We start from the raw sequence: 11,262 nt of genomic DNA on the forward strand, positions 1-11,262 counted from the left end.
CCATGGAAGAGCTGCGAGCCGCTGCCGAAGCCGTGCGGCAACAACTGAACGTACCCGCCTTTGACGAAGCCGCCGTGCGGGTCCTGATGGATTTTATTGAAACCCAGCGCGAAGCCCTGGGTGCTGTCGATAGGCCCAACGTAGTCAACGCGTTAGGCTGCTTTCTGGGGGAGTGCATCATCCGCTCCTTCGGCGGCAGCTGGGAAGCCAATACGGCCGGGGTTATGGGTATCCAGCTCGGAGGCCATACCTTTGTGCGGCCGTTCGAGCATGTGGACCGCCAATTGACGCACGGACTCACCGAATCGGTGGTCGGGTTTTACCAGTCGGTACCCGAGCGCCTGGCTTCGGCCCCGCCCGCCCGTCGGTTGACGTGGATTCCGCTGCCGCTTCCCGCGACGACGGCCCGCCGACCGCTCAATAGATGAAAAATATCGTCATAGCCATCGACGGCTACTCTTCCTGCGGCAAAAGCACCACGGCGAAGGCCGTTGCCGCCGAACTTGGCTATGCGTACATCGACACTGGGGCCATGTACCGCGGCGTCACCCTGTATCTGCTCGAACACGGCATCGGGTTCGAGGACCTTGCCCGCGTGGAAGAAGCCCTGCACCAGATGCAGATCAGCTTCAAGCGCAACCGCCGCACCGGCCGCAACGAGCTGTGCCTCGACGGAACCATCCGGGAGGATGAAATCCGGCAGATGCGCATTTCCAACGCCGTGAGCGAGGTATCGGGCATCGTGGCCGTGCGCCACGCCATGGTGCGCCAGCAGCAGCGCATGGCCCGCAAGCGCGGCGTGGTGATGGACGGCCGCGACATCGGCACCACCGTGTTTCCGGACGCGGAGGTGAAAATCTTCATGACCGCCGACGTGCACACCCGCGCCATGCGCCGGCAGGTGGAGCTGGCCGACAAGGGCGAGCAGGTGCCGCTGGACGACATCGTGCAGAACCTGCAGAAGCGCGACTATCTCGACTCGACCCGCACCGAAAGCCCGCTGCGCCGCGCCCCCGACGCGGTGCTGCTCGATACCTCGCACATCACCCTCGACGAGCAGGTGGATTTCGTGCTGGAGCGCGTCTCGTCGGTGCTGGTGGACGGGCTGCGCGCGGCCGAAAACGGCTGATACGGGCGTATGTGGGCCTGGCTGACCCGGTGGCTGCGGCCCGCGGCCCCATTACGGCCGCCGGCTCAGCCGGCGACTTTTGTTGATCCTGCGGTCTACGGGAAATGGCGCGAGGCCAACCGGCGGCCGCTGTGGCTGCCCGTTACGCAGGAAGGGCAGCTTCCGGGCTCCGCTAGCCGTTTCGGGGGCGCGCCGGATTTGGCGGCGGATGAGGTTTGGCCCCGGTGCCCGCACTGCCGGGCCACCATGCCCCTGTTTCTGCAGCTGGATGTAGCCTCCCTGCCCGCTGGGGCGCCCATGCAGGTGGAATCAGGAGCGGGGCTGGTGCAGTTGTTCGGGTGTACAAACTGCGGGGCGCTATCCGAAGATGGCTCGGCCGTGGCCCGCCTGCTGCCGCCCGCGGCCCGGCAACCCGCCTTGATGGGCCACGATACGCCACTGCTGACGCCGCGCAGCATCGTGGGCTGGCAGCGCTACGAGCAACGGCCCACCGGGAGCGAATGGGACGGCGACGACCTGCCCGACGACGAGCCCGAAGAGGCGCAAGCGCCCTGGGAAGACCACCACGGCTACGGCCGCGACATGCTCGGCGGCTGGCCCAGCTGGGTACAGTACGCCGAGTACCCGCCCTGTCCGGTGTGCCAGCGGCCGCAGCGGCTGCTATTTCAAATTGCGTCGGAGGAAGGCCTGGATTTTATGTTCGGCGACGTGGGAACTGCGTATCTGTTGTATTGTTCTCATCACGCTGATCAGCTGGCCTTCAGCTGGCAGTGTACTTGAGCTGCCACGGCGGTTGCTAACGGTCTTTTCCCGAACTTTGCAGGACATGAACGTCACCATCGATAAGAACTCCGGGTACTGTTTTGGCGTCGAGTACGCTATTCAGATGGCCGAGGACGAGTTGCAGGACTCCCAGGAGCTGTACTGCCTGGGCGACATCGTGCACAACCGCATGGAAGTGGAGCGCCTGCACCAGCGGGGCCTGCGCATCATCGACCGGGAGCAGCTGGCGCAGCTGCACGACTGCAAGGTGCTCATCCGGGCCCACGGCGAGCCGCCCGAAACCTACCAGCTGGCCCTGCAGAACAACATCGAGCTGATCGACGCCTCCTGCCCGGTGGTGCTCAAGCTGCAGAACCGCGTCAAGCACGCCTTCGACGCCACCACGCGCCAGGACGGGCAAATCGTCATCTACGGGCAGCCCGGCCACGCCGAGGTGGCGGGCCTCGCGGGCCAGACCGGCAACCGCGCCCTCATCGTGATGACCGAGCAGGACCTGGACCAGATTGACTTCCGGCGGCCGGTGACGCTGTTCAGCCAGACCACCAAGAGCACCGCGGGCTTTTACCGCATGAAACAGCTCATCGAGGAGCGCATCGTGGCGGCGGGCGGTGAGCTGGCAAGCTTCGACGCCAACGACTCCATCTGCCGGCAGGTATCGAACCGGGAGCCGCAGCTGCGCAAATTCGCCGTGGAGCACGACGTTATCGTGTTCGTGAGCGGGCGCAAAAGCTCTAACGGCAAGGCGCTGTTTCAGGTGGTGAACCAGACCAATCCGCGCAGCTACTTCGTGGAAAACGAGCAGGAGCTGCTGGACGAATGGTTTGAGGGCGCGGCCTCCGTGGGCATCTGCGGGGCCACCAGTACGCCCATGTGGCTGATGCAGCGCGTGGCCGACCGCATTGCCGAAATCGGGGAGGCCGTGGCGCTGTAGCGGGCCGCCGCTTCGCGAAGCGGCCTGATCGTTCGGGCCGTCAGGTGCTGCCTCACTGCCGGAACGTTCGCCGGGTTGTTGTTCGAGAATACGCGAAGTGAAGCTTCGCGCTACATTCGCCTGGCTTCGGCCGGGCGTTTTTGCTTGCTGCTTATGATCAAAAAAATACTCGGCTACTTTCTGCGCGGGCTGCTGATTCTGGCCCCCATTGCGCTGACGGTTTACATCCTCTTCGCCTTCTTTCACTGGCTCGACGCCATTTTCGACATCAACGGCATTCCGGGCCTGGGCCTGGCCGTGATGGTGGTGCTGCTGACGGTGCTCGGCTTTATCGGCTCGCAGGTGCGGCCGTTTATCGTACTCGGGGAGCGGATTCTGAACCGCCTGCCCGTCATCAACATCCTCTACAGCAGCATCAAGGACATATTCGACGCCTTGCTGGGCGAGGAGCAGAAGTTCAACTGCCCGGTGCTGGTGAAGGTGTTTGCCCAGACCGAGTGCTACAAGCTGGGCTTCGTGACCCAGGACACCATGCAGGCCATCAACCGCCCCGACCTGACGGCCGTGTACTTCCCCGACTCTTACAACTTCAGCGGGGAGCTGCTGCTGGTGCCCCGCGAAAACGTGACCTTCCTCGACCTGCCCAGCTCCCAGGTGATGAAGTTCGTGGTGTCGGGCGGCGTGGCCAAGCTGTAGAGGTAATTAGGCGGAAGGCCAACATAGAACGTCATTCCGAGCGAAGTCGAGGAATCTCGCGTGCTGACTTCAGATAGTATAATCTTCGTTCAACGAAGGGTTTACTATTCAGATAAACACGCGGGATTCCTCGACTTCGCTCGGAATGACGTTCTGCTTGCCCCTTATTACCATCCGACGCCGTAGGCACCTCATCACCTCATCACCTCATCACCTCATCACCTCATCACCTCATCACCCAAACCCATGTTCGTAGAATCGGGCCGGACGCGGCTGCACTACCAGGTTTATGGCCGCGGGCCGCTGCCGGTGCTGGCGTTTCACGGCTACGGGCAGCACGAAAGCCACTGGCGCCACGTGGCCGCGCTGCTGGGCGAGCGGGTGACGGTGTATGCCTTCGACCTGTTCTACCACGGCCGCAGCCGCCTGGCCAAAGCCGATGCGCCCATCACCAAAAGGCGACTAACGGAGCTGCTGACACAGTTTCTGGCCGAGCAGGGCATTGAGTCGTTCGGGCTGCTGGCCTTCAGCATGGGCGCCAAATTCGCGCTGACGCTGGTGGAGGCCCTGCCCGAGCGGGTGGCGCACCTCTGGCTGGTGGCCCCCGACGGCATCCGCACGCAGTTCTGGTACTCGCTGGCCACCTACCCGCCCTGGATGCGCGGGGTGCTGGGCCGGGCCGTACTGCGCCCCCGGCGCCTGCTCAGCCTCATCGACGCACTGGGGCAGCGCCGCCTGGTCGATTCGGGGCTGGTGCGCTTTGCCCAGTGGCAGCTCGACAGCCGCGAAAAGCGCCTGCGCGTGTACCGCAGCTGGACGGGCTTCCGCCACCTCACCTTCGACACCCGGCGGCTGGCCCGGCTGCTGAACCAGCGCCCGACGCCCGTCACCTTCTTCCTGGGCAAGTACGACCGGGTGATTCCGCACGCCGGGCTGCGCGAGTTCATCAGCTCGCTCACCGCCGCCCATACCGTGCTGCTCGACGCTGGCCACGGCGGCCTGCTCCACGACGTGGCTGGCTACCTGCGCCGCCACCCCGAAGAGCTTCGCGGGGCCGCCTGATGGCGGTTCACCCCGCCGTCATTGCGAGCGAAGCGAAGCAATCTGGCCTCTCGTGGCACTACGGCTCAACTGGCACAACCCAAAAAACGCACGTTGGGCAGGACCGATTTCTTCGCTCGCAATGACAGTCAGGCGAATCGGCTGCTCTACGATTCCTCGTTCAACTCCTGCTCGTAGAGCCGGTAGGTTTCCTCGTTGAAGGCCACCAGCACCACGGTTTCGGGCTGGGCGTGCGTGGCCAGGAACGCCCGCACCGTTTGTACGGCAATGCGGGCCGCTTCGGCCTTAGGGTAGCCGTAGATGCCGGTGCTGATGCCGGGGAAGGCTACGCTGCCCAGCTGGTGCTCGGCGGCCAGCTGCAGGGAGTTGCGGTAGCAGTCGGCCAGCAGCTCCGGCTCGCGCTTGTGGCCGCCATTCCACACCGGGCCCACGGTGTGGATGACGTAGCGCGCCGGCAGCCGCCCGCCGGTGGTGATGACGGCCTGACCGGTGGGCAGGCCCTTGCCGTAGTGCCCGGCCCGCAGCTGGCGACAGGCTTCCAGGATTTCGGGGCCGCCGGCGCGGTGAATGGCCCCGTCGACGCCCCCGCCGCCGAGCAGCGAGGAGTTGGCGGCGTTGACGATGGCGTCGGGGTCGAGCCGGGTGATGTCGGCCTGGGCCAGCAGGATGCGGCCGAAGGCCTGGCGGGCGGAGTAGGGCAGGGGCATAGCAGCAGGGGTAAAATAGGAGGGAAGCGTTGCGGCTCGTCGGCCTTTTTAGACGGTTCGGCCCCGCAAGGTTGCCATTTGGGCAAGGTTTTATTGGCGCCGGGGGCCACAGCGGCTACGTTTGACTCAACCTAACCGCCTGACCACCATGGAAACGCCCGCCAACCTCGATTCCCAGCTGTGGCGCCTTGCCCAAAGCCGCGCCCACTTCAAAGCCCAACTGCTGCGCTACGTGCTGGTGTGCGCCCTGCTGTGGACCATCTGGTACGTCACCGGCCACCACTTCTACGGCAGCGGCCTGCCCTGGCCGGCCTGGGTGACGCTGTTCTGGGGCCTGGGCCTGGCCAGCAAGGGCGCCACCTGCTACGGCCTGTGGGGCACTGCCTCGTGGACGGAGCGCGAGTACCAGGAGCTGCGGCGCCAGCAGCAGGCCCGGCAGTAACGGCGCCGCCCGCTGCTTGCCCGAACATCAGCCTCTGCCTATATTTAACGACACCTCACCGCCTTTCGCCATGCAACCCCTCGACCGTGACCCCCACCTGTGGCGCATTGCCCGGGCCCGCGCCAAATTCAAGTCTCACCTGGTAACCTACCTGCTGGTCAACGCGCTGCTGTGGGCCATTTGGTACTTCACCGACGGCCTCTCCCGACACCACCACCACGGCTTTGGGGTGCCTTGGCCGGTGTGGCCGACGCTGTTCTGGGGCCTGGGCGTGGCCATTCAGGGCCTGAGCACCTACGGCTTCGTGAGCGAGCAGAGCTGGTCGGAGCGCGAGTACCAGCAGCTGCTGCGCGACCGGGAAGCCGGCCGCCTGTAGGCGCCTGATAGGCCGGTAGCCGCAACTCGGAAGAACGTCATGCCGAGCGTAGCCGAGGCAGCCAGCGGGCTGACGTTGAGCGGCAGCCATTGAACGCCATGCAGAGCCCCGCATGGCGTTAATTGTCTGGCGAGATGCCTCGGCAGGGCCGGGCTGATTTTACAGCCTGATTGCCCCGCCGGTCCGGCCCCGCGCAACCTTCGCCGGGCTGCGGCAGTTGCAGCGGTATGATGCGCCAACTTCTTCCTCTGCTGCTGCTGCTGCCGCTGGCCGGCTCGCGCCCGGCCGCGCCCGCCGATAACCTCGCCTCCATCAAGCTGCCGACGGGCTTCCGCATCAGCTACTACGCCCAGCGCGTGGGCGGGGCCCGCTCCCTGGCCCTGGGCCCCGATGGCACCGTGTACGTGGGCACCCGCGGCGACAAGGTGTACGCCCTGCCCGACCGCAACAAGGACCACAAAGCCGACGAAATCATCACCGTGGCCGCGGGCCTGAACGAGCCCAACGGGGTGGCCGTGCGCAACGGCGCGCTGTACGTGGGCGAAATCAGCCGCATCCTGCGCTTCGACAACATTGCCGGCACGCTGCGCCAGAAGCCCAAGCCGGCCGTGGTGTACGACCAGCTGCCCGACAAGGAGCACCACGGCTGGAAGTACATCAGCTTCGGGCCCGACGGCAAGCTGTACGTGCCCGTGGGCGCGCCCTGCAACGTGTGCCTGCCCGAAGAACCCATCTTCGCCACCATCAACCGCCTGAACCCCGACGGCACCGGCCTCGAAACCGTGGCCTACGGCGTGCGCAACTCGGTGGGCTTCGACTGGAGCCCGGTGGACAAGGCCCTCTGGTTTACCGACAACGGCCGGGACATGCTCGGCGACGACCGGCCCGCCGACGAGCTGAACCGCGCCCCCGCCGCCGGCCTGCACTTCGGCTTCCCGTTCGTGTTCCAGGGCGACATCCTCGACCCGCAATTCGGCAGGGGCAAGCAAACGAGCACCTACACCGCGCCCGCCCAGAAGCTGGGCGCGCACGTGGCCGCGCTGGGCATGAAGTTCTACACCGGCAAGATGTTCCCGGCCCAGTACCGCAACCAGATTTTTATCCCTGAGCACGGCTCCTGGAACCGCAGCAGCAAAAGCGGCTACCGCATCACGCTGGTGACGGTGGATGCCTCCGGCAAGAAAGCCACCGGCTACCAGACCTTCGCCTCGGGCTGGCTGCAGGGCCAGCAGTCGTGGGGGCGGCCAGTGGCCCTGCTCGTCATGCCCGACGGGGCCCTGCTCGTGTCCGACGACCAGAACGACTGCGTGTACCGCATCAGCTACGGGGGCTAAGGAGAAGCGGCTCGGGTGGCCGCGCTTCGCTCGCAATGTCAGCGGGGTGAACCGGCCGCGCCCTGATGTGCCGTGGCGCTTGCGCCCGAAAAAAATACCCGCCCGTTGCCGGGCCTCTGCCCGCCGTGCCCGTATTTTGCTCCCGTGAAAAAGGCTTCCTCCCGCCGTCCCCCCAAGCGTATCGTTGGCCGCCGCGAGCTGGTCGACTTTCCGCAGTTTCAGCTGCGCGGTGTGGAAGCCAAGGTGGACACGGGCGCCTTCACCGGAGCCATTCACTGCTCCACCATCTACGTAGACACGCTGCCCGACGGGCGGCCCCTGCTGCGCGTGCTCCTGCTCGATGACGCCCACCCCGCCTTCGACGGCACGCCGCTGCAATTCGCGGAGTTTTCCCTGCGCGACATCCGCTCGTCCAACGGGGAGGTGCAGGAGCGCTACGTCATTCGCACGGCCATTCGGCTGTTCGGGGAGGATTTCGACGCCGAATTTTCCCTTTCCGACCGCTCCGACATGAAGTACCCCGTACTGATCGGGCGCGCCCTGCTGCGCCGCGCCCGGCTGGTGGTGGATGTGGCCCGCCGCAACGTGTCCTACAAAAGCCAGCACCGCCCGATTCCGGACTGAGACCCACCCGCGCCGTCCGGCTTATTTCCTCTCCCTGCATCTTCTCCCTGCCTATATGAAGCTGGCGATTCTCTCGCGTGAGCCCAAACTATATTCCACCCGGCGCCTGGTGGAGGCCGCCGAGCTGCGCGGCCACCAGGTCGAGGTCATCGACCACCTGCTCTGCAACCTGGTGTTGGAAAAAAGCACGCCCGGCATCATCTACGAAGGCCGCCGCCTCGAAGGCTTCGACGCGGTGATTCCGCGCATCGGGGCCTCCGTCACGTTCTACGGCACGGCCGTGGTGCGGCAGTTCGAGATGATGAAAGTGCGCACGGCCATCGAAAGCCAGGCCATTGTGCGCTCCAGGGACAAGCTGCGCTCCATGCAGATCCTGGCCCGGGCCGGCGTGGGCATGCCCAAAACAGCCTTCACCAACTACTCCGACGAGGTGCCCGAAATGATCCGGCAGGTGGGCGGCGCCCCGGTCATCATCAAGCTGCTGGAGGGCACCCAGGGCCTGGGCGTGGTGCTGGCCGAAACGGAAAAAGCCGCCCAGTCGGTCATCGAGGCCTTCCACAACCTCAAGGCCCGCATCATCGTGCAGGAGTTTATTGCCGAAAGCAAGGGCGCCGACCTGCGCGCCTTCGTGGTCAACGGCGAAGTGGTGGGGGCCATGAAGCGGCAGGGCAAGGAGGGCGAGTTTCGCTCGAACCTGCACCGCGGCGGCACCGGCATGCTGGTGAAGCTGAGCCGGGCCGAAAAAGCCGCCGCCCTGCTGGCCACCAAGGCCCTGGGCCTCGGCATTGCCGGCGTGGACATGCTGCAGAGCAAGCGCGGCCCGCTGGTGCTGGAGGTGAATTCCTCGCCCGGCCTGGAGGGCATCGAAAAAGCCACCGGCCTCGACATTGCCGGCAAAATCATCGAGTACACCGCCGAGCTGGCCTCCCGGAAGAAACCCAAGAAGAAGCCCGCCGCCAAGTCGGCCAAGGCCCTGCCCGACACGCAGTCGGACGAGCCGCGGGTGTAGCCCGGGCGCCTGGCTGGGTTACGTTCGGGCCGGGCGGCGGATCAACGGGTAGTCCAACCGCCTCCCGTATGCGCGCGTCTGCCTGCTGCCGCTTGTCGTTCCTGCTGCTGTGGCCCCTCCTGATGGGCTGCGACGGGAAGGAATCGGCCGAGACCTACCACTTTGTCAACGCCCCGACGGCGCACCGGGTGAACCTGGCGCGCCTGCTGGGTGAGCGGCTCACGCTCGTATCGGCCACCGACACGCTGGAGCTGCGGGTGCGTTTCGAGCGCGCCACGCGCACGAGTATGGTACTGAATGCCCGCAGCGGCGACACGCTGATGCGGGGCTGGGTGACGCGCCACCGCCGCCTGTACTATTTCGCCGAGCCGCTGCGCGACTCCACGTACTGGATCCACGCCTGGCGCCGCACCAGCGGCATGGTGCAGGGCCTGACGGACGATGCCGCCCAGATGCTGGCCCTGCGAGCGGCCACTGATGCGGGCCGGCTGCCCCCGGCGCTGGTGCTGCCCGTGCTGCGCGCCGATACGCTGTTTACCAAACGGCTGCGCTACGAAGCCGCGGCGCTGCGGCCGGTGTTTGAGGCGCTGGTCGACAGCTGCCCGCCCTACCGCCTGCAGACGGCCGCCCCGGCCCGCCTGGCCGCTGGTGAGGCGGGGGCAGCCGCGCTGATCGGGGAGGTGTATCCCAACCCCGCGCCCGCCGGTGGCCTGGTCCACGTGCGCACCGGTGGGGCCGCGGAAGTGTCCTACACGCTGCTGGACGCCCAGGGCCGCCGCTGGCGCCGGGGGCAGCAGTTGCGCGCTTCGTTCACGCTGCCACTGGAAAATGTGCCGGCCGGCACCTACCTGCTGCGCCTGACCGAGCCCGCCAGCGGCCGGACCGCCACCCGCCACCTGGTGGTGGAATAACCGCCCGGCCCGCGAACTGCGGAATATTCGAGAAATTAAAGGCCGCCGAGCCCGCTCCGGGCCCGGCGGCCTTTAATTTCTACCTGCTCCGCCCTTGTCCGACACTCCGCCTATTGCCCCGCTGCCCGGCCCCGCCGACTTCTGCCTCAACGGCCTCACCATCGGCCCCGGCGAGCAGGTGCTCACCCGCCTGATCATCGCCAAACTGCCCTCCGGCACCGTTATCGACGTGCCGGTGCACGTGTTTAGGAGCCCCGAGCCCGGCCCCACGGTACTGCTGATGGCCGGTATGCACGGCGACGAAGTGAACGGCATCGAAACCATCCGGCGCATGATCCGGCGCGGGCAGCTGCAGAAGCCTTTGCGGGGCAGCATCATTGCCATTCCCATCCTGAACATCTACGGCTTCCTGAACTTCTCGCGCGAGGTGCCCGACGGCAAGGACGTAAACCGCTCCTTTCCCGGCTCGCCACGCGGCTCGGTGGCCAGCCGGGTGGCCCACCGCTTCATGCGCGAAATCATGCCGCTGGTCGATTACGGCATCGATTTTCACACCGGCGGGGCGGCCCGCTCCAACCACCCGCAGGTGCGCTGCCTGCTCGGCATCGATGCCGAAACCGATGCGCTGGCGGCCGCGTTTGCCGCGCCCTTCACCCTGCACGCCGAGCTGCGGCCCGGCTCGCTGCGCGAGGCGGCCATGCGCCAGGGGCGGCGCATCATCGTGTACGAAACCGGGGAGTCGCTGCGGCTCGATGAGCACGGCATCGAGCTGGCTTCGGCCGGCACCTTCCGCTTTCTGCAGCACCTGGGCATGCTGGCCGATGCGCCCGAACCCACCCAGGCCACCGTGGTGTGCCGCCGCCATACCTGGCTGCGGGCCAAATACTCGGGGCTGTTCCGCACCAGCCTCAAAACCGGGCAGTACCTGGAGAAAGGCCAGGAATACGGCATCGTGGCCGACCCCTACGGCGAAATGGCCGTGCGCTTGGAGTCGCCCATCAGCGGCTACATCATCGGGCTGAACCACATGCCGGTGGTCAATCAGGGCGACGCGCTGCTGCACGTGGCCGTGGAGGTGACGACCGGGTAGGCGCACCCGCCGGCGCCGGCAGCGCTGTGGTAAAAAAATAGGTCAGGCCGGTGGCGAAGCCACTCGAACGGCGCTAGTATTAGGGGCTTAAAGGGGCTGCGCCCCCAACGATGCTGCTCGGGTGCCTCCCGTTCGGCCCTTCACTTCAAATTAGGAATCAATTAACGA

General features: G+C 66.2%; 14 protein-coding genes. 13 read left to right on the forward strand and 1 reads right to left on the reverse strand.

Annotated elements, in window-relative coordinates:
• Positions 1–2 precede the first annotated feature (2 nt).
• The 6 genes from DLM85_RS20495 to DLM85_RS20520 all read left to right on the forward strand — a co-directional run bounded on the left by DLM85_RS20495 (position 3) and on the right by DLM85_RS20520 (position 4,601).
• Positions 3–428: a hypothetical protein gene (locus DLM85_RS20495; protein ID WP_111480046.1), complete on the forward strand. Its 426-nt coding sequence runs from the start codon at positions 3–5 to the stop codon at positions 426–428.
• Positions 425–1,129: a (d)CMP kinase gene (cmk, locus tag DLM85_RS20500; protein WP_111480047.1), complete on the forward strand. Its 705-nt coding sequence runs from the start codon at positions 425–427 to the stop codon at positions 1,127–1,129. The genes DLM85_RS20495 and cmk overlap by 4 nt, the downstream gene beginning before the upstream one ends.
• A 9-nt stretch (positions 1,130–1,138) precedes the next feature.
• Complete coding sequence (locus DLM85_RS20505) at positions 1,139–1,909, forward strand: DUF1963 domain-containing protein (protein WP_111480048.1); 771 nt, start codon at positions 1,139–1,141, stop codon at positions 1,907–1,909.
• Between the two features lie 46 nt (positions 1,910–1,955).
• A complete protein-coding gene (locus DLM85_RS20510) occupies positions 1,956–2,843 on the forward strand; it encodes a 4-hydroxy-3-methylbut-2-enyl diphosphate reductase (RefSeq protein ID WP_111480049.1) in 888 nt (295 codons plus the stop codon).
• Positions 2,844–2,996: 153 nt separating this feature from the next.
• Positions 2,997–3,539: a DUF502 domain-containing protein gene (locus DLM85_RS20515; protein ID WP_243636075.1), complete on the forward strand. Its 543-nt coding sequence runs from the start codon at positions 2,997–2,999 to the stop codon at positions 3,537–3,539.
• Between the two features lie 246 nt (positions 3,540–3,785).
• Positions 3,786–4,601, forward strand: coding sequence for an alpha/beta fold hydrolase (locus tag DLM85_RS20520; RefSeq protein ID WP_111480050.1), 816 nt, complete (start codon positions 3,786–3,788; stop codon positions 4,599–4,601).
• A gap of 146 nt (positions 4,602–4,747) precedes the next feature.
• On the opposite strand, the gene DLM85_RS20525 is transcribed toward DLM85_RS20520, so the two are convergent.
• Positions 4,748–5,308 carry an O-acetyl-ADP-ribose deacetylase gene (locus DLM85_RS20525; protein WP_111480051.1) on the reverse strand — a complete coding sequence of 187 codons (561 nt, stop codon included), beginning with the start codon at positions 5,306–5,308 and terminating at the stop codon, positions 4,748–4,750.
• Between the two features lie 148 nt (positions 5,309–5,456).
• Here DLM85_RS20525 and DLM85_RS20530 point away from each other — a divergent pair, with 148 nt between their 5' ends.
• From DLM85_RS20530 to DLM85_RS20560, 7 genes are all read left to right on the forward strand, one after another.
• Positions 5,457–5,750: a 2TM domain-containing protein gene (locus tag DLM85_RS20530; RefSeq protein ID WP_111480052.1), complete on the forward strand. Its 294-nt coding sequence runs from the start codon at positions 5,457–5,459 to the stop codon at positions 5,748–5,750.
• A 70-nt stretch (positions 5,751–5,820) separates the two neighbouring features.
• A complete protein-coding gene (locus DLM85_RS20535; protein ID WP_111480053.1) occupies positions 5,821–6,126 on the forward strand; it encodes a 2TM domain-containing protein in 306 nt (101 codons plus the stop codon).
• Positions 6,127–6,353: 227 nt separating this feature from the next.
• Positions 6,354–7,460: a PQQ-dependent sugar dehydrogenase gene (locus tag DLM85_RS20540; protein WP_111480054.1), complete on the forward strand. Its 1,107-nt coding sequence runs from the start codon at positions 6,354–6,356 to the stop codon at positions 7,458–7,460.
• Between the two features lie 144 nt (positions 7,461–7,604).
• The gene (locus DLM85_RS20545) at positions 7,605–8,084 is read left to right on the forward strand and encodes an ATP-dependent zinc protease family protein (protein ID WP_111480055.1); all 480 of its coding nucleotides are present in this window, start codon (positions 7,605–7,607) and stop codon (positions 8,082–8,084) included.
• A 55-nt stretch (positions 8,085–8,139) separates the two neighbouring features.
• Positions 8,140–9,093: a 30S ribosomal protein S6--L-glutamate ligase gene (rimK, locus tag DLM85_RS20550; RefSeq protein WP_111480056.1), complete on the forward strand. Its 954-nt coding sequence runs from the start codon at positions 8,140–8,142 to the stop codon at positions 9,091–9,093.
• A gap of 68 nt (positions 9,094–9,161) precedes the next feature.
• Positions 9,162–10,004: a T9SS type A sorting domain-containing protein gene (locus tag DLM85_RS20555; RefSeq protein WP_111480057.1), complete on the forward strand. Its 843-nt coding sequence runs from the start codon at positions 9,162–9,164 to the stop codon at positions 10,002–10,004.
• A 94-nt stretch (positions 10,005–10,098) separates the two neighbouring features.
• Positions 10,099–11,094 (forward strand): succinylglutamate desuccinylase/aspartoacylase family protein, encoded by a 996-nt coding sequence (locus DLM85_RS20560; RefSeq protein ID WP_243636076.1) that lies wholly within the window; start codon positions 10,099–10,101, stop codon positions 11,092–11,094.
• Positions 11,095–11,262 lie beyond the last annotated feature (168 nt).

Source organism: Hymenobacter edaphi, from assembly GCF_003258365.1.
Lineage (GTDB): Bacteria > Bacteroidota > Bacteroidia > Cytophagales > Hymenobacteraceae > Solirubrum > Solirubrum edaphi.